At 68.5% G+C, this 15,872-nt stretch carries 18 protein-coding genes and 1 tRNA gene; 12 read left to right on the forward strand and 7 right to left on the reverse strand.

Annotated features, from left to right (window positions below; genetic code table 11):
• Positions 1-189 precede the first annotated feature (189 nt).
• Positions 190-975: an adenosylmethionine decarboxylase gene (gene speD / locus ACQGNW_RS06210; protein WP_426662261.1), complete on the forward strand. Its 786-nt coding sequence runs from the start codon at positions 190-192 to the stop codon at positions 973-975.
• Between the two features lie 142 nt (positions 976-1,117).
• Here speD and coq7 read toward each other — a convergent pair whose 3' ends face one another.
• Positions 1,118-1,759 carry a 2-polyprenyl-3-methyl-6-methoxy-1,4-benzoquinone monooxygenase gene (gene coq7 / locus ACQGNW_RS06215; protein WP_426662262.1) on the reverse strand — a complete coding sequence of 214 codons (642 nt, stop codon included), beginning with the start codon at positions 1,757-1,759 and terminating at the stop codon, positions 1,118-1,120.
• A gap of 234 nt (positions 1,760-1,993) precedes the next feature.
• Between coq7 and rplM the strand changes: the two genes are divergently transcribed.
• The 3 genes from rplM to ACQGNW_RS06230 all read left to right on the forward strand — a co-directional run bounded on the left by rplM (position 1,994) and on the right by ACQGNW_RS06230 (position 2,952).
• On the forward strand, positions 1,994-2,422 hold the full coding sequence (gene rplM / locus ACQGNW_RS06220) for a 50S ribosomal protein L13 (RefSeq protein ID WP_404541882.1): 429 nt from the start codon (positions 1,994-1,996) through the stop codon (positions 2,420-2,422).
• 9 nt (positions 2,423-2,431) lie between these two features.
• A complete protein-coding gene (rpsI, locus tag ACQGNW_RS06225; RefSeq protein WP_426662263.1) occupies positions 2,432-2,824 on the forward strand; it encodes a 30S ribosomal protein S9 in 393 nt (130 codons plus the stop codon).
• 54 nt (positions 2,825-2,878) lie between these two features.
• A tRNA-Gln gene (locus tag ACQGNW_RS06230) sits at positions 2,879-2,952 on the forward strand.
• A 232-nt stretch (positions 2,953-3,184) separates the two neighbouring features.
• Here ACQGNW_RS06230 and ACQGNW_RS06235 read toward each other — a convergent pair.
• The 4 genes from ACQGNW_RS06235 to ACQGNW_RS06250 form a co-directional block, all read right to left on the reverse strand.
• Positions 3,185-3,841: a homing endonuclease associated repeat-containing protein gene (locus tag ACQGNW_RS06235; RefSeq protein ID WP_426662264.1), complete on the reverse strand. Its 657-nt coding sequence runs from the start codon at positions 3,839-3,841 to the stop codon at positions 3,185-3,187.
• Positions 3,842-3,865: 24 nt separating this feature from the next.
• Positions 3,866-4,273 carry a hypothetical protein gene (locus tag ACQGNW_RS06240; protein WP_426662265.1) on the reverse strand — a complete coding sequence of 136 codons (408 nt, stop codon included), beginning with the start codon at positions 4,271-4,273 and terminating at the stop codon, positions 3,866-3,868.
• Positions 4,270-4,731 carry an Mpo1 family 2-hydroxy fatty acid dioxygenase gene (locus ACQGNW_RS06245; protein WP_426662727.1) on the reverse strand — a complete coding sequence of 154 codons (462 nt, stop codon included), beginning with the start codon at positions 4,729-4,731 and terminating at the stop codon, positions 4,270-4,272. The genes ACQGNW_RS06240 and ACQGNW_RS06245 overlap by 4 nt, the downstream gene beginning before the upstream one ends.
• A gap of 94 nt (positions 4,732-4,825) precedes the next feature.
• Entirely contained in the window at positions 4,826-5,722 is an 897-nt protein-coding gene (locus tag ACQGNW_RS06250; protein ID WP_426662266.1) for a phosphoribosylaminoimidazolesuccinocarboxamide synthase, read from the reverse strand.
• A gap of 116 nt (positions 5,723-5,838) precedes the next feature.
• On the opposite strand from ACQGNW_RS06250, the gene ACQGNW_RS06255 reads away from it, so the two are divergent.
• The 8 genes from ACQGNW_RS06255 (at position 5,839) to ACQGNW_RS06290 (ending at position 13,908) form a co-directional block, all read left to right on the forward strand.
• On the forward strand, positions 5,839-6,156 hold the full coding sequence (locus tag ACQGNW_RS06255) for a c-type cytochrome (RefSeq protein WP_426662267.1): 318 nt from the start codon (positions 5,839-5,841) through the stop codon (positions 6,154-6,156).
• Positions 6,153-6,959: a co-chaperone DjlA gene (gene djlA / locus ACQGNW_RS06260; protein WP_426662268.1), complete on the forward strand. Its 807-nt coding sequence runs from the start codon at positions 6,153-6,155 to the stop codon at positions 6,957-6,959. Before ACQGNW_RS06255 ends, djlA begins: the two co-directional genes overlap by 4 nt.
• A gap of 91 nt (positions 6,960-7,050) precedes the next feature.
• Entirely contained in the window at positions 7,051-7,719 is a 669-nt protein-coding gene (gene rpe, locus ACQGNW_RS06265; RefSeq protein WP_426662269.1) for a ribulose-phosphate 3-epimerase, read from the forward strand.
• Between the two features lie 689 nt (positions 7,720-8,408).
• Positions 8,409-9,098, forward strand: a complete 690-nt coding sequence (gene pdsR / locus ACQGNW_RS06270) for a proteobacterial dedicated sortase system response regulator (protein ID WP_426662270.1) — start codon at positions 8,409-8,411, stop codon at positions 9,096-9,098.
• Positions 9,095-9,691 carry a hypothetical protein gene (locus tag ACQGNW_RS06275; RefSeq protein ID WP_426662271.1) on the forward strand — a complete coding sequence of 199 codons (597 nt, stop codon included), beginning with the start codon at positions 9,095-9,097 and terminating at the stop codon, positions 9,689-9,691. Before pdsR ends, ACQGNW_RS06275 begins: the two co-directional genes overlap by 4 nt.
• Positions 9,692-9,698: 7 nt before the next feature.
• Positions 9,699-11,711, forward strand: coding sequence for an ATP-binding protein (locus ACQGNW_RS06280; RefSeq protein ID WP_426662272.1), 2,013 nt, complete (start codon positions 9,699-9,701; stop codon positions 11,709-11,711).
• A 60-nt stretch (positions 11,712-11,771) separates the two neighbouring features.
• On the forward strand, positions 11,772-13,247 hold the full coding sequence (gene trpE, locus ACQGNW_RS06285; RefSeq protein ID WP_426662273.1) for an anthranilate synthase component I: 1,476 nt from the start codon (positions 11,772-11,774) through the stop codon (positions 13,245-13,247).
• Between the two features lie 4 nt (positions 13,248-13,251).
• A complete protein-coding gene (locus ACQGNW_RS06290; RefSeq protein WP_426662274.1) occupies positions 13,252-13,908 on the forward strand; it encodes a hypothetical protein in 657 nt (218 codons plus the stop codon).
• On the opposite strand, the gene ACQGNW_RS06295 is transcribed toward ACQGNW_RS06290, so the two are convergent.
• On the reverse strand, positions 13,905-14,714 hold the full coding sequence (locus ACQGNW_RS06295; RefSeq protein WP_426662275.1) for an N-acetylmuramoyl-L-alanine amidase: 810 nt from the start codon (positions 14,712-14,714) through the stop codon (positions 13,905-13,907). The genes ACQGNW_RS06290 and ACQGNW_RS06295 overlap by 4 nt on opposite strands.
• Before the next feature lie 52 nt (positions 14,715-14,766).
• The gene (locus tag ACQGNW_RS06300) at positions 14,767-15,819 is read right to left on the reverse strand and encodes a serine hydrolase domain-containing protein (RefSeq protein WP_426662276.1); all 1,053 of its coding nucleotides are present in this window, start codon (positions 15,817-15,819) and stop codon (positions 14,767-14,769) included.
• Positions 15,820-15,872: the final 53 nt, after the last annotated feature.

The raw sequence follows: 15,872 nt of genomic DNA on the forward strand, positions 1-15,872 counted from the left end.
GATGGATTGACGCAGGTTCTGTTTTTGGGAAATTTGCCGCATACTTCGCAGTCTTTCGCTCGCGACCGGTGGTCGGGGCGTTCGCCGGGTCGCGGGAGACAAGGGTCCCCGCCATCCGAATTCCCGCGGGGACCCTTGGTGCTAACCCGCCTCATCTGCTGACCGTCGATCCGGTCATGGAGAGTCGCCGTGGTCAAGCCGCTTCCGCGCCTGCGCCTGCAGGGGTTCAACAACCTCACCAAGGCCCTGAGCTTCAACATCTACGACATCTGCTACGCGGTGTCCGAGGAACAGCGCCAGCGCTACATCGAGTACATCGACGAGCAGTACGACGCCGACCGCCTCACGCAGATCCTCACCGACGTGGCCGAGATCATCGGCGCGAACATCCTGAACGTGGCCCGCCAGGACTACGACCCGCAGGGTGCCTCGGTGACCATCCTGATCTCCGAGGAGCCGGTGGTCGAGAAGCTGGGCCGCGACACCATTTCCGGTGCCGTGGTGGCGCACATGGACAAGAGCCACATCACCGTCCACACCTATCCCGAGACGCACCCGCACAACGGCATCGCCACCTTCCGCGCGGACATCGACGTGGCCACCTGCGGCGTGATCTCGCCGCTGAAGGCGCTGAACTACCTGATCGACAGCTTCGAGTCGGACATCGTGGTGTGCGACTACCGCGTGCGCGGCTTCACCCGCGACGTGAAGGGCAAGAAGCACTTCATCGACCACAAGATCAACTCGGTGCAGGACTACCTGGCGCGCCACATCCGCCAGAAGTACGAGATGTTCGACGTCAACGTGTACCAGGAAAACATCTTCCACACGAAGATGCACGTGAAGGACTTCGACCTCGACACCTACCTGTTCGACGCCCATGCCGACGACCTCTCGTTCAAGGAACGCCAGCGCATCGAGTCGCTGTTGCGCCGGGAGATCGAGGAACTGTTCCACGGCCGCAACCTGATGTGACGAAAAACCCGCCGGAAGGCGGGTTTTTCCTTTTGGAGTATGGCCCCGCCGAAAGGCGGCATTTTCACCCTCTCCCCGTCGGGGAGAGGGTGGGGGTGAGGGGCGGGCGCTCGCGAAAGGATCTGCCTGAACCAGGTGCCCGTCAGATCCGGTACGCCACCGTCTTCATCACCATCGAGCTGGCCTGCATCAGCTGCGGGACCGGGAACGGCAGGTCGATGCCGCCGCGCGACCTGGCGTTCTCGGCATGGCGCACCTCGTCGGCCTGCATCTGCGCCAGCACGGCGCGCGAGCGGCCGTCCTGCGCGGGCAGGCGTTCCAGGTGCTCGGCCAGATGCGCCTCCACCTGGCGCTCGGTTTCCACCACGAAGCCCAGGCTCACCGCGTCGCCGGCCAGCGCGGCCAGCGCGCCGATGGCGTAGCTGCCCGCGTACCACAATGGGTTGAGCAGGCTGGGGCGGCTGTCCAGCTCCTCCAGGCGTTCGGCGCACCACGCGAGGTGGTCGGTTTCCTCGGCGGCGGCGTGCAGCAGATGTTCGCGGTTCGCCTCGTTGCGGGCCAGCGCGGCCTGGCCGTCGTACAGCGCCTGCGCGCAGACCTCGCCGGTGTGGTTGATGCGCATCAGGCCCGCGGCGTGGCGCCGCTCGGTGTCGTCCAGTTCCGCGTGGGCGAGGCCGTGCGCGGGCGTGGGGCGGTTCGCCGCCGGCGCGCCCGCGACCGTCTCCAGCGCGCGTTCGATGCCGGCCAGCAGGCGGTCCAGCGGGCTCAGCGTGCGTGCGTTCATGGGGTTCTCCGTGGCGGTGCCGCCCTATTGGACGACAGTCGCCGCGTCGGCGCCAGCACGGCGTGGCAGCCGGGGGCTTTTCAAGCGCCGCGTACCGCGTGCTATCATTGCCAGCTCACAAGCCACCTGCCGGTGGACTTGCGCAGGCGATGACGGCTCCGCTATCATCTCGCGCCTTTGCTTCACCGATTATTGTGCAACCGCCCTCGTTCGGCGGCAGACGGGTATCTCGAAATGAAAACTTTCAGCGCCAAGGCAGAAAGCGTCAAGCGCGACTGGTTCGTGGTGGACGCCACGAACAAGACGCTCGGTCGCCTGTCGACCGAAATCGCGCGCCGCCTGCGCGGCAAGCACAAGCCGGAGTTCACCCCGCACGTGGACACCGGCGACTACATCGTCGTGGTGAATGCGCAGAAGGTGGCGGTCACCGGCGCCAAGCTGGACGACAAGATGTACCACCGCTTCACCGGCTACGTCGGCAACCTGAAGACCACCAGTCTGAAGGACATGCTGGCCACCCACCCGGAGCGCGTGATCGAGATCGCCGTCAAGGGCATGCTGCCGAAGAACGCGCTGGGCCGCGAGATGTATCGCAAGCTCAAGGTGTACGGCGGCGCCGAGCACCCGCACGCCGCGCAGCAGCCGCAGGCCCTCGAGGTTTAAGGAATCATCATGGCGATTCAGCAGAATTACGGCACCGGCCGCCGCAAGACCTCCGCCGCCCGCGTGTTCCTGCGCAAGGGCACCGGCGCGATCGAAGTCAACGGCAAGACGCTCGAGCAGTTCTTCGGTCGCGAGACTTCGCGCATGATCGTGCGCCAGCCGCTCGAACTGACCCAGAACACCGACAAGTTCGACATCAAGGTCACCGTGGAAGGCGGCGGCATCACCGGCCAGGCCGGCGCGATCCGCCTCGGCATCGCCCGCGCGCTGATCGAGTACGACGAAAGCCTGAAGTCGCCGCTGCGCAAGGCCGGCTTCGTGACCCGCGATGCCCGCGAGGTCGAGCGCAAGAAGGTCGGCCTCCACAAGGCCCGCCGCGCCACCCAGTTCTCGAAGCGCTAACCGCGCTTCGACGTGCGGCGCTCCAGGTCAGAGCGCGCTGCACGGCAAGGGTTTTGGGAGATCGTCTAATGGTAGGACAACAGACTCTGACTCTGTTTATCTAGGTTCGAATCCTAGTCTCCCAGCCAAAACAAAGGGGCCCCGCCATCGGCGGGGCCCCTTTGTTTTGGCTGGGAGGTAGAGGAGTCGGACCCCGTTCGACAATTTTGTCAGGAACAAAATTGGACAGCGCGCCAGCGCTGGCCCCGTAGCGCGCAGCGCGGAGGGGTGAGCCCCATGGATGGGGCGAACAATCCTAGCCCACCTAGTTGCGAGGGCTAGCTTGCGCAATGAGGGCGGGCAGAGCTGAAGCTGTCGATCCTAGGTGTTTGACTTGCCGTAGTTGCATGCGGAACAAAGAGTCTGGAGATTTTCAAGAACAGTCTCTCCGCCGTTGCTCCATGCAATTACGTGGTCCACGTGCAGTTCGACAGTCGAGCTCAAGGCTGGGCTTGCACCACAGCCGCAACAGGTGAAGCGGTCGCGTTGCAAGACTTGCCATCGGAGCCTAAGTGAAGGATCACGACCAGTGCGGTGAACACCGGGAGTTGGATTGGCAGGTGACTCCGTCCCGACGTTGTTGGCATAGGTCACGAAAGCATCGAGCGATGCCAACCACGAGCCGAAGCGACGGTTGTACGGGCTTTGGGAGATGGTGGATGGTGCTCGGGCTAGTTCGCTGCGACGAGGTTGGCGTCCAAAGTGTTGCCAAAGAACAAGAATATTCTCGAAGAGCGCTTCGTCAGAAAGATTGATTTCGTTGGATGTGATTAGCCCTGCGAGTTGCAGCGCTTTGTTCCATGACCCGAAGCGGCGCGAAATAGTAGTGTGGCTGAACTTGCCAAGCTTTTCGTACTGTCTGAGGCCGACAGTTGGCCAGCCGTGGTCGCGTGCAACTAACACGAGATCTTCGAGTAGCTCGGCATCAGATACCGGCGCTCCTTGAACACGCTCAACTTTGAATTGCGAAGTACTCATGAGCGAAGTCTGCTGCAGATCCCCTCACACCAACACCGTCGCCACCCCGAACCCCACCGCCATCACCGCCGCCACCGCCAGGCATGCGCTCCCGGGACGCACGCGATGTGCATCGGCCCGCGGCGTCAGCCGCCACACCAGCAAAGCTCCCACCACCATGTCCACCACCAGTGCCCAGCGCATCAGGCCGGAGGTGAGCAGCGGCCGGAACGGCGGCTGCAGGTGGCCTTCGTACGCTGCCACGCCAACGACCAGCAGCAGCCCGAGCAGCGTCCACAGCAGGCAGGCGAGGTAGACGCGGTTGAACACCACGTTGCAGCGCTCGGTCCAGCGCAGCACGGACCAGGCGATCAGCGCGCAGAACAGTGCGCCGATGCTGCCGTAGAGCACCCACCACACCAGGCTGCTGACGACGGTAAGCAGGGAATTCATACGGCCTGCTTGAAGCCTAGCCGGCGCAGCAGCTTGGCCATCAGCCAGGCCGGGCCGACCAGCAGGTAGGCGAGGTCGGTGAGGAAGCTCGGCTTGCGGCCCTCGAACTTGTGGCCGATGAACTGGCCGATCCAGGCCGCCACGAACACGCCGATGGCGAGCCAGCGGAGATTGGCCGCGCCGAGCCGCCAGTACAGGACGTTGGTGAGCAGGCCGAGCGCGGCGAATGCGATCAGCAGCGCCAGCGCCAGCCGGCGCGAACGCTTCCAGTACCAGTAGAACGCCAGCACCATCGCCGCCACCGCCCAGGCGCCAGGGCGCAGCCACATCTGCGGCACCGGGACGGTCCACAGCAGCGCGATCACCGACCACACGATGGGGGGCACGCAGCACCAGTGGAAGACCTGGTTCACCGGGTTGCGATGGTCGTTGCTGTAGCTGTCCAGCCAGTCCTGCATGCTGCGCCGGTTTGCGGCTTGCGTGGTCACGATGCGCCCCCCTCGGGATCAGGGATGCAATAGCAGCACGCCGGTGGCGGCTGCCGCAAGCCGCTCAATCCAGCCGGATGCCCGCCAGACGCTGCAGCGCCTCGGCGTACTTGGCGGCGGTGCGTGCGATCACCTCATCCGGAATCGCCGGGCCGGGCGGGGTCTTGTTCCATCCCTGGGCCTCGAGCCAGTCGCGCACGAACTGCTTGTCGTAGCTGGGCGGGCTGATGCCCACCTGGTACTGGTCGGCCGGCCAGTAGCGCGTGGAATCGGGCGTCAGCATCTCGTCCATCACGTACAGCTTGCCGTCGGCGTCGGTGCCGAACTCGAACTTGGTGTCGGCGAGGATGATGCCGCGCTCGGCGGCGTAGGCGGCAGCCCAGCGGTAGATCGCCAGGGTGGCGTCGCGCACCTTCCCGGCCAGTTCGCGGCCCACCAGGTTCACCACGGCGTCGAAGTCGACGTTCTCGTCGTGGTCGCCCACGGCGGCCTTGGTCGAGGGCGTGAAGATCGGTTCGGGCAACTGCTGCGCCTGCTTCAGGCCGGCCGGCAGCGCGATGCCGCACACGGCGCCGGTCTTCTGGTAGTCCTTCCAGCCGGAGCCGATCAGGTAGCCGCGCGCGATGCATTCCACCGGCACCGGCTTCAGCCGGCGCGTCACCACGGCACGCTTCGCGTAGAGCGCGAGGTCGGTGCCGGGTGGCAGCACCTCGGCCAGCGGCACGTCGAGCAGGTGGTTGGGCACCAGGTGGGCGGTCTTGCCGAACCAGAAGTTGGAGATCTGGGTGAGCATCTCGCCCTTGCCGGGAATCGGGTTGGGCAGCACCACGTCGAACGCGGAGAGGCGGTCGGTAGCCACCATCAGCAGGCGATGCTCGTCCAGCGCGTAGACATCGCGCACCTTGCCGCGATGGATCAGTTCCAGGCCGGGCAGGTTCGATTGCGACAGGGTGGTGGGCACGACGGCGGTTCCGTGGGGAGGAGAGACGCTCATTGTAGCGGCTGGCGTCGCCGCCGCCGCGGTGCGCCGCGGGCTGCGCTGCTAGAATCGGCGACTTTCGGCCCCCGCTTCCGTCGATGCGCATCCTGATCGCGGCACTCTGCCTCACCCTCGCCCTTCCGGGCCTGGCCCAGACGCCAAGCGTCGCGGCGAAGCCGTCGCGGCTCGGCCTGTGCGCCGCCTGCCACGGCGAAATCGGCATGGCCGTGATGCCCGGTGCACCGAACCTCGCCGGACAGCGGCTGGACTACCTGCGCCAGGCGCTGAAGGACTATCGCGACGGCCGCCGCGACGTGCCGGTGATGCGCGTCGCGATCGGTCCGCTCAGTGCGGCCGAACTGGACGCGCTGGCGCGCTGGTACAGCGCGCAGAAGCAGGCGGCGACCGAGCCATGAGCTTCATCTACACGCTCTGGTTCGGCTTCTTCGGCCTGCTGATCGGCCACCTGCCCGGCGCAATTGTCGGCGCCATCATCGGCTTCGTGTTCGACAACCTCCGCTACAGCCAGCGCAAGCAGGCCACACCCGAAGCGGGCGGCTTCGTGGGGCCGCTGTTCGCGCTGCTGGGCGCGGTGGCCAAGTCCGACGGCCGCGTCTCCGAGGCGGAAATCGCCATCGCCGAACGCATGATGGCGCGCATGGGCCTGGATGCCGCGCAGCGCCAGCAGGCGATCGCCAGCTTCAATGCCGGCAAGCAGCCGGAATTCGACGTGGCGCCCACCATCGACCAATTGCGCCGCTGGGCCGGCCTGCGGCGCGACCATGCGTTCCCGGTGCTGGACGTGGTGATCGACACCGTGCTCGCCGAAGGCAACCCGCCGCCGGAGAAGATGGCGATCCTGCGCCAGCTCGCCTTCGCGCTGCGCATCAGCGACATGGAGCTGATGGCGCTGATGGCGATGAAGGGCTACGCGTGGAACGCGAGCGGTGCGCGCGGACGCACCGGCCAGGGCCACGGCGGTGGCGGCTACGTGCCGCCGCAGCGCAATACCCGGGGGCCGGACCCCTACACCGTGCTCGGCATCGAGCGCAGCGTCGACGACCGCGCGGTGAAGCGCGCCTACCGCAAGCTGATCTCCGAGCACCATCCCGATCGCCTCGGCGACCTGCCCGAGGCGATGCGCAGGCAGGCCGAGGCGCGCGCCAGCGAGATCAATGCGGCCTACGAACGCATCAAGGCGGAACGCGGCTTCAAGTAGGAGCGCAACTCCCGTGCGAAAGCCGACGACGCGGTGACGCCGTAAACTCCCATAGCGCACAGGGTGCGCTTCTGTCCTTAGAGCCGACCCCATGAGCAAGCAGAGTCCGATCATCGCTCCCTCCATCCTCGCGGCCGACTTCGCCCGGCTGGGCGAGGACACCGCCGCGGCGCTGGCCGCGGGCGCGGACTGGGTGCATTTCGACGTGATGGACAACCATTACGTGCCCAACCTCACCATCGGCCCGATGGTGCTGCAGTCGCTGCGCAAATACGGCATCAGCGCACCCATCGACGTGCACCTGATGGTGAAGCCGGTGGATCGCATCGTGCCCGACTTCGCCAAGGCCGGCGCCACGCTGATCAGCTTCCACCCCGAGGCCAGCGAACACGTCGACCGCACCGTCGGCCTGATCCGGGACTCGGGCTGCCAGGCCGGCCTGGTGTTCAACCCTGCCACCTCGCTGGACTGCCTCGACTACGTGCTGGACAAGCTCGACCTGGTGCTGATCATGTCGGTGAACCCCGGCTTCGGCGGCCAGAAGTTCATCCCGATGGCGCTGGAGAAGCTGCGTCGCGTGCGTCGCATGATCGATGAGCGCGGTCTGCCGGTGCGGCTGGAAGTGGACGGCGGCGTCACCGCCGACAACATCGGCGCGATCGCCGCCGCGGGCGCGGACACCTTCGTGGCCGGCTCGGCGATCTTCCACGCCAGGGACTACCGCGCCGAGATCGCCGCGATGCGCGCGGCGATCGGCTGATCGCGAGTGACGGAGGGCGGCACGGGCGCCGGCCGCAAAAGGCCCCGGCGCGATGACGGTCACGCCGGGGCAAACGTCATTGCATGACGTGCGAGGAGACACCATCGACCGGCGCCGCGGCGCGGATACGGCGGCCGCGCAGGGGAGATCGGCCGACGCACCGGCGCCATCCACGGCAATGGAACGGCGCCAGTCAGGAAAACTGACCGGGCCGCGCCCCGTTGGTTCCCAAAAATCCGCCGCGTAACGAAAAAAACCCCTCCGTTGGAGGGGATGAAGGAACCACCATCTTGGAGGAACGGGTGGGCGGGTGTGGCGCCGCGAGAGGGCTTCGTGCCCGCGGCCGGCGCGCCTCCCTGTGCGCCGGCCGCACTCCGGCCTTCCACGGGAAAATGTCAGTGCAGGCCCAGCAACAGGCCGAGCAGCAGCGCCCCCACGGCCAGCGTCACCCGCAGCGGTTCGAAACTGCGCAGCTCGGCGTTGGGGTCGCGTTCGGTGGCATCGTGGCGGTTCATGGCGGCATTCCGGCGGGCGTTGGATGCATCTCACGCCCCGGCGCGGCCGGTCCGGCGGCAGGGCTGGGGCCGCCTGCCGCCGGTTTGTGGCAAAACGCGGGCAGCGCCGGCGTGCGGCTTGCGCCATCGGCGCGTACATAGCACGCTGCGCGCCAACGCAACGAGGAGCAGGTCATGGGCCGCAGCATCGCCATCGTGGAGGACGAACCGCTGATCCGCGCCAACTACGTCGAGGCGCTCAACCGCTTCGGCTACGACACCCGCGGCTACGGCTCGCGGCAGGAGGCGTCGAATGCGTTCGCGATCAAGCTGCCGGAGCTGGTGATCATCGACATCGGCCTCGGCGACGAGCCGGAAGGCGGCTTCGATCTCTGCCGCGAGCTGCGTGCGAAGTCGGCCACGCTGCCGATCATCTTCCTCACAGCGCGCGATTCGGACTTCGACGTGATCTCCGGCCTGCGCCTGGGTGCCGACGACTACCTCAGCAAGGACACCAGCCTGCACCAGCTCGCGGCGCGTATCGCCGCGCTGTTCCGCCGCATCGAGTCGCTGAAGGCGCCGGCGGCCAGCGAGACGGTGATCGAGCATGGTCCGCTGAAGATGGAATCCGAGCGCATGCGCATCACCTGGAACGGCGTGGAGGTGCCGCTCACCGTCACCGAATTCTGGATGATGCATACGCTGATCCGCTTCCCTGGCCACGTGAAGAACCGCGACCAGCTGATGCGCGAGGCCGAGCTGGTGGTGGACGACGCCACCATCACCTCGCACATCAAGCGCATCCGCAAGAAGTTCATCGCGGTCGCGCCGGAGTTCGACGCGATCGAGACGGTGCACGGCGTGGGCTATCGGTGGAAACCATGAAGCGGCGCGCATCGGCCTGGTACATGCTGGCGCTGGCCCTGCCCGTGTGCTGCGTGTCCGCTGCACCGGCCGCGGGCCGGGGCAGCGACGTGCTGGCCCACGGCGTGCGCGACGGCAAGGCCCCGGCCTGGGCGGTCGCGGTGGCGAGCCCGCCCGGCTGGACGCGCGACTGCTGCATGTACGCCAGGGCCATCGGCGTCGATGCCGTGCTCTACCGGGGCGAGTGGACGGGCAAGCCCGAGCGGGTGATGGTGCTCAACGTGTGGCCACGCAAGCTCGCCACGCTGGATGACGAGGTGGCCGCCGACCGCAGGCAGTACCTGCAGCGCGATGCCGCCGCGAAGGCCACCGACATCGCCATCCGGAATCCGCACATGCCTTGCCGGGGTGTCCTGTACCAGGGCAGCGACCACGTCGACGACGCAGTCGTGTTCTGCGATCCGGGCGCGACCGGCGGCGTGCGCCTGAGCTGGTCGATGAGCTTCGCCGACGGCGACGCCACGCGGCGTCCGCTGCTCGACGCCTTCATGCAGGTGGCCACTGACGCGCGCTACCAGCGCTACACCGTTCCACCCGCACCGAAGCATCGCTGACGACACGATGACGCTGCGCCGCAAGCTGCTGCTGGTCGCGCTGTGCACACTGGCGCTGCCGGTGGCCGGCTGGCTGTACGTGAGGCAGATGGAGGCGCTGCTGCGCGAGGGGCAGGCGCAGGCGCTGATCGCCTCGGCGCGCGCGGTGGCGCGCAGCCTGGTGGTGACGCACGCCGTGCTGCCGCAGGGCGACGCGGCCTGGTACGTGGAGCAGGCGGTCAACCCGATCACCGTGGACGGCTACGGCGACGACTGGGCGCCGCTGACGCCGTGGAGCCAGCCGTTCGGCGCGCGCGGCAAGCTGCTGCTGGCCGAGGATGCTGGCGGGCTGTACCTCTACGCCGAAGTGCGCGACACCCGGCGTACCCGCGCCGACGCGATGGATGGCGCGAACGCGCTGGCCGCCGACCATCTCAATCTGGTGCTGGGCAATGCCGCGGGGCAGCAGCGCTATCTGCTGGAAAGCGACGCGCCCGGCGCGATCACGGCCAGGGCGCTCGGATCGCCGGTGCCCGGCCTGCCCACGGAAATCCCCGCGCAGTGGCAGGAGGACGGCAGCGGCTTCCGCATCGAATTGCGGCTGCCGCGCACGCCGCGGCTGCAGGCACTCGGCATTGGTGCCTACGTGGCGGAAGCCGGCGGCGACCGCATGGCGGCGGAAGTGCGGCCGCTGCTGGCGTATTCGCCGACACTCTCCGCCGAGCTGGCCAGCCTCGCGCCCGATCGCGTGCAGGCCCGCGTGCTGTCGCCGCAGGGCTGGCTGCTCGCACGCAGCGGCAGGCTGGATACCGCGCCCGGTGCGCACGGCCAGCCGGGCTGGTTCGCCTCCCTGGTCTACCGCTCGCTGCTGGCCGCGCGGCTGGAGGACGCGAACCTGTGGGCGCAGGACGTGCCGCGGCTGGACACGCCCGAGGTGCTGCGTGCCCGCGCCGGATCGCCGGTGAGCGTGTGGCGCAGCGGCGAGGAGCGCGGCAGCGTGGTGCTCTCCGCCGCCGTGCCGATCGAGCGCGGCGGCCAGCCGGTCGGGGTGCTGCTGCTGGAGCAGGCCAGCCGTGCCGTGCCGCTGCTGGCCAACCGCGCCCTGCTCGGCCTGCTGCTCACCAGTTTTGGCGTACTGCTGATGGCCGGTGCGATCCTGCTGCTGTTCGCCACCCGCCTGAGCCTGCGGCTGAGCCGCCTGCGCAACGCGGCCGAGCGCGCACAGCTCGCGGATGGACGCCTGGACGGCTCGTTCGAACGCGCCCGCTTCCCGATGACCGATGCGCCGGACGAGATCGGCGACCTGGCGCGCAGCTTCGAGCGGCTGTTCGAGGCGGTCGGCGGCTACACCGACTACCTGCGCACGCTGGCCTCCAAGCTCTCGCACGAACTCAACACGCCGCTGGCGATCGTGAAGTCCTCGCTGGACAACCTCGAGCACGCCGAGCTGCCGCCCGATGCGCAGCCCTACCTCGCCCGCGCCCGCGATGGCGTGGCGCGGCTGGGGGCGCTGGTGCGCGCGATGAGCGAGGCCAGCCGGATGGAGCGCGCGATCGCCGCCGCCGAGCCGGAGGACGTGGATCTGCGCGAGGTGGTGCGCGGCTGTGCCGAGGCATACCGGCCGCTGGCCGGCGCGCGGCGGCTGGAATGCGTGCTGCCCGATGCGCCTCTGCACCTGCACTGCGCGCCCGAGCCGATCGCGCAGGCGCTGGACAAGCTGTTCGACAATGCGCTCTCGTTCACCCCGCCCGATGGCTGGCTGCGGCTCAGCCTGCGCGCGGTGGACGGCGGCGCCGAGATCGAGCTGGCCAACCAGGGGCCGCCGCTGCCCGCGGCGATGCACGGGCGGCTGTTCGATTCGCTGGTGAGCCTGCGCGACAAGGCCACGCCGGGCGATGCGCCGCACCTGGGCCTGGGCCTCTACGTGGTGCGGCTGGTGGCCGAACGCCATGGCGGCGTCGCCAGCGCGCGCAACCTCGACGACGGCACCGGTGTGGCCTTCAGCCTGCGCCTGCACGGCATGCCGCGGCAGCGCTTGTAGCGCACGGTGCGGCGACGCCTGCTATCGTGTGCAGCCCGTCCCCGTATAGATGGCCAATCCGTGATCTCCCGTAGCGATTTCGACGCGCTGGCCGCGCAGGGCCACACCCGCATCCCGCTGGTGCGCGAGGTGTTCTCCGACCTCGACACGCCGCTGTCGGTGTACCTGAAGCTGGCCGATGGTCCGTACACCTTCCTGTTCGAGTCGGTGGAGGGCGGCGCCACCTGGGGGCGTTATTCGATCATTGGCCTGCCGGCGAAGCGCGTGTACCGCCTGCGCGGGCACGAACTCGAGGTGGAGGATGCCGGCGAAGTCGTCGAGCGTCGCCACCTCGACGATCCGCTGGGCGAGATCGAGAAGCTGCGGGCGCAGTACATCGTGCCGCGCCTGCCCGAACTGCCCGCCTTCACCGGCGGCCTGGTCGGCTACTTCGGCTTCGAGACGATCGGCTACATCGAGCCGCGCCTCGCCAGATGGGACCGCGCGGACGAGCTGGGCACGCCGGACGTATTGCTGATGCTGGCCGAGGAAGTCGCCGTGTTCGACAACCTCAAGGGCCGGCTGTACCTGATCGTGCATGCCGATCCGGCGCAGCCGCAGGCCTACGCGCAGGCGCAGCGCCGCCTCGACGCGCTGGTCCATCGCCTGCGCCAGGGCGGCGCCGCCTACCCGCAGCTCACGCAGTCGACCGCGCTGGACGAGGGCGACTTCAAGTCCTCGTTCACGAAGGAAGAGTTCGAGGCGATGGTGGAGCGCGCGAAGGAACACATCCGCGCCGGCGACATCTTCCAGGTGGTGCCCTCGCAGCGGCTCAGCGTGGGCTTCAACGCGCGCCCGGTGGACGTGTACCGCGCGCTGCGCGCGCTGAATCCGTCGCCCTACATGTACTTCGTCGATCTCGGCAACACCCAGATCGTCGGCTCCTCGCCGGAGATCCTGGCGCGGCTGAAGGACGGCAAGGTGCTGGTGCGCCCGCTCGCGGGCACGCGCCGGCGCGGCGCCACCGAGGCGGAGGACCAGGCGCTGGAAGCCGAGCTGCTGGCCGATCCCAAGGAGCGCGCCGAGCACGTGATGCTGATCGACCTGGGCCGCAACGACATCGGCCGCATCAGCGAGACCGGCACGGTGGAGGTGAGCGAGTCCTTCGTGGTCGAGCGCTACTCGCACGTGATGCACATCGTCTCGCAGGTGCAGGGCAGTGCGAAGCCGGGCCTCAACTACATGGACGTGCTCAAGGCCACCTTCCCGGCCGGCACGCTCAGCGGCGCGCCGAAGATCCGCGCGCTGGAGATCATCCAGGAGCTGGAGCCGTACAAGCGCAACATCTACGCCGGCGCGATCGGCTGGATCGGCTGGTGGGGCGACGCCGACACCGCGATCGCGATCCGCACCGCGGTGATCCAGGACGGCCGCCTGCACGTGCAGGCCGGTGCCGGCATCGTCTACGACTCCGATCCCGCCGCCGAGTGGGAGGAGACGATGAACAAGGGCCGCGCGCTGTTCCGCGCGGTGGCGCAGGCGGCGAAGGGCTTGTAGGCGCATGCACCTGCGGAACCTCGTGATCTGTTCCGCGGCGGCGCTGGCCGTTGCGCCAGCCGCCTCCGCGCGTGGTGATTGGCCGGACACGCCGCTCGCGCGTACCCAGGCGCTGGCCGAACTGCAGACGCTCAACGCCGAACTGCTGAGTCATCCCAGCGCCACGCTGACGCTGGAACGGTGGTGCGGCGCCCATCATCTGGCGGTGCAGGCGAAGGTCGTGGCGCATCGCGTGCAGGGCGAGAACAAGCCGCTGCCGCTGGACGGACGTGCGCTGCTCGCCATCGGCGCGGGCGAACCCGTGCGGTATCGCCGCGTGCAGCTGGCCTGCGGCGACACCGTGCTGTCCGATGCCGACAACTGGTACGTGCCGTCGCGGCTGACCGCGGCGATGAACCGGCAGCTCGACACCACCGACGTTCCGTTCGGCAAGGTGGTGCAGCCGCTGCACTTCCGCCGCCAGACGCTATCCGCCGAGCTGCTGTGGTCGCCGCTGCCGCCAGGCTGGGACAGCGGCGCCGCGCTGCCGCCGCCAAGCCGCCGGCCGCTGGCGATCCCGCCGCACGTGCTGCAACACCGTGCCCTGCTGTACACGCAGGACAACCAGCCTTTCAGCCTGGTGGTGGAAAGCTACACCGCGAGCGTGTTGTCCCGGCCCTAGTCCCCCGGCGCCTGCGGCGGCGGCGCGTTGCAGGTGTCCGGCGCCGGCTCGATCTGCTGCGCGAGGTTGTACAGGATGCGCAGGTCCTCGGCGTCCAGCGTGTCGCCTTCCATGCCGCGGAAGTGGTGGTGGAAGGAGCGCACCGCGGCGGCGCGGTCATCCAGCGCGTAGCCGACCACGGCCATCGCCATCCAGGGGTCGAAGCCGGGCGGCGGATCGCACAGCGGGCCGCGCGGCCAGCGGCCGAAGCCGGCGTCGGCGAGCTGCCGCCAAGGGAACAGCGGGCCGGGGTCGTCCTTGCGGCCGGGGGCGAGATCCTCGTGGCCGATGATCTGCGTGGGTGGGATGTGCAGGCGCGTGGTGAGGTCGGCGAGCAGGCGCAGCAGGCTGGCGATCTGCGCCTGCGCGAACGGCGTCTGGCCGTCGTTGTCGAGCTCGATGCCGATGGAGGCGGAATTGAGGTCGGTGATGGTGCCCCAGCGTCCCGGCCCAGCCTGCCATGCGCGCCACTGGTCGGGCACCAGCTGGTAGATGTGGCCGTCGCTACCGATCAGGTAGTGCGCGCTGACCGGGCCGCCGCTGTTGCGCGTGCGCAGGGTGTCCAGGCTCTGCGCCACGGACTGCTGCTCGGTGAAGTGCAGCACGATCAGCACCGGCCGGCGGATGTCGTGGTTCGGCGACGGCACCCAGGTCGCCAGCGGGTTGCGCGGCGGCGCGTGGGCACAGGCGGCGAGCAGGGCGAACGCGAGCAGCAGTGCAGTGGCGCGCAGGAGGCGGAGTATCGAACGCATGGCGGTCGGCTTCATGGGTGATCTTCGCCCGTCATTCCGGCCTGCGCCGGAATGACGGCGATGAGGGTCAATGCAGGAACGGCTCGGCGATCGCCAGCACGGTGCGATAGGGCTCGGGGTCGTTGCGGTTGCTGAGCAGGATCACCGTGAGGTGCTGCTTTGGCCAGCGTACGATCACGTTGCGGAAGCCGATGCTTTCGCCCGAGTGCCACAGCGTGTCGCCGGTGATGCGCCAGCCGTAGCCGTAGTCGGCCAGGTAGGGCTCGCCGACGACCTTCGCGTGGGGGCTGAAGGCCAGCTTGCGCGAGGCATCGCTGAGCAGCCGGTCGTCGTAGAGCGCCGCGTCCCACTTGGCGAGGTCGTCGATGTTGGAGTAGATGCCGCCGTCGCCGCGGGTGGCGCTGGTCAGGTCCTGGTCGGTGCGCTGCCATTGGCCGTTGGTTTCGCTGTAGCCCCAGGCGCGGTGGGGAACCTTCTTGCCGTCGTGCACGTAGAGCAGGGTGTGGTCCATGTGCAGCGGCTGGAAGATGCGCCGTTCGAGGAAATCCTGCAGTGGCAGGCCGGAGGCCTTCTCCACCACCAGGCCGAGCAGCACGAAGCCGGTGTTGCTGTAGCGGTAGGCGGTGCCGGGCGGGAAGTAGCCGTGCGTGGTGGCGCCGATCATGCGCAGCACATCGTTGTCGGTGAGCTGCTTCGTGGTGCCCGGCGGGATCAGGTCCTCGTAGTCGAGCAGGCCGCCGGTGTGGCAGAGCAGCTCGGCGAGCGTCACCTTGTCGGTGAAGGCTGGCAGCGAGGGCAGCCAGTGGCGGATCGAATCGTCGAGCTTCAGCCTGCCGTCCTGCGCCAGCAGCAGGATCGCGGCGGCGGTGAACTGCTTGGTGACGGAGGCGAGGCGGTAGTCGGTGGCCGGGGTGGCCGCGATGCGGTGCTCCAGGTCGGCCATGCCGTAGCCGCGGTCGAGCAGCGGCTTGCCGTCCTTGATGACCAGCAGCGAGGCGCCGGGGACGTTGCCGGTGTATTTCCGCATCAGCTGGTTGGCGTGGCGGATGGCGTCGGCGGTGGAGGCATGGGTCACGCCGGCTACGAGCAGCAGCGAGGCGATGGCTGTGGCGAGACGCATGGGGACTCTCCGGGCGCTCAAGCTTGGTGCCCTCTTCCGTCGGGAGAGGGGAC

The organism is Rhodanobacter aciditrophus (assembly GCF_050026795.1).
Taxonomy (GTDB): Bacteria; Pseudomonadota; Gammaproteobacteria; order Xanthomonadales; family Rhodanobacteraceae; genus Rhodanobacter_A.

What these genes read in the sequence shown, in the direction of transcription:
- coq7 (WP_426662262.1), bottom strand. Translation starts at nt 1,759, where the DNA reads ATGAACGCACGCACGCTGAGCCCGCTGGACCGCCTGCTGGCCGGCATC.
- rplM (WP_404541882.1), top strand. Translation starts at nt 1,994, where the DNA reads ATGAAAACTTTCAGCGCCAAGGCAGAAAGCGTCAAGCGCGACTGGTTC.
- rpsI (WP_426662263.1), top strand. Translation starts at nt 2,432, where the DNA reads ATGGCGATTCAGCAGAATTACGGCACCGGCCGCCGCAAGACCTCCGCC.
- ACQGNW_RS06235 (WP_426662264.1), bottom strand. Translation starts at nt 3,841, where the DNA reads ATGAGTACTTCGCAATTCAAAGTTGAGCGTGTTCAAGGAGCGCCGGTA.
- ACQGNW_RS06240 (WP_426662265.1), bottom strand. Translation starts at nt 4,273, where the DNA reads ATGAATTCCCTGCTTACCGTCGTCAGCAGCCTGGTGTGGTGGGTGCTC.
- ACQGNW_RS06245 (WP_426662727.1), bottom strand. Translation starts at nt 4,731, where the DNA reads ATGCAGGACTGGCTGGACAGCTACAGCAACGACCATCGCAACCCGGTG.
- ACQGNW_RS06255 (WP_426662267.1), top strand. Translation starts at nt 5,839, where the DNA reads ATGCGCATCCTGATCGCGGCACTCTGCCTCACCCTCGCCCTTCCGGGC.
- djlA (WP_426662268.1), top strand. Translation starts at nt 6,153, where the DNA reads ATGAGCTTCATCTACACGCTCTGGTTCGGCTTCTTCGGCCTGCTGATC.
- rpe (WP_426662269.1), top strand. Translation starts at nt 7,051, where the DNA reads ATGAGCAAGCAGAGTCCGATCATCGCTCCCTCCATCCTCGCGGCCGAC.
- pdsR (WP_426662270.1), top strand. Translation starts at nt 8,409, where the DNA reads ATGGGCCGCAGCATCGCCATCGTGGAGGACGAACCGCTGATCCGCGCC.
- ACQGNW_RS06275 (WP_426662271.1), top strand. Translation starts at nt 9,095, where the DNA reads ATGAAGCGGCGCGCATCGGCCTGGTACATGCTGGCGCTGGCCCTGCCC.
- ACQGNW_RS06280 (WP_426662272.1), top strand. Translation starts at nt 9,699, where the DNA reads ATGACGCTGCGCCGCAAGCTGCTGCTGGTCGCGCTGTGCACACTGGCG.
- ACQGNW_RS06290 (WP_426662274.1), top strand. Translation starts at nt 13,252, where the DNA reads ATGCACCTGCGGAACCTCGTGATCTGTTCCGCGGCGGCGCTGGCCGTT.
- ACQGNW_RS06295 (WP_426662275.1), bottom strand. Translation starts at nt 14,714, where the DNA reads ATGAAGCCGACCGCCATGCGTTCGATACTCCGCCTCCTGCGCGCCACT.
- ACQGNW_RS06300 (WP_426662276.1), bottom strand. Translation starts at nt 15,819, where the DNA reads ATGCGTCTCGCCACAGCCATCGCCTCGCTGCTGCTCGTAGCCGGCGTG.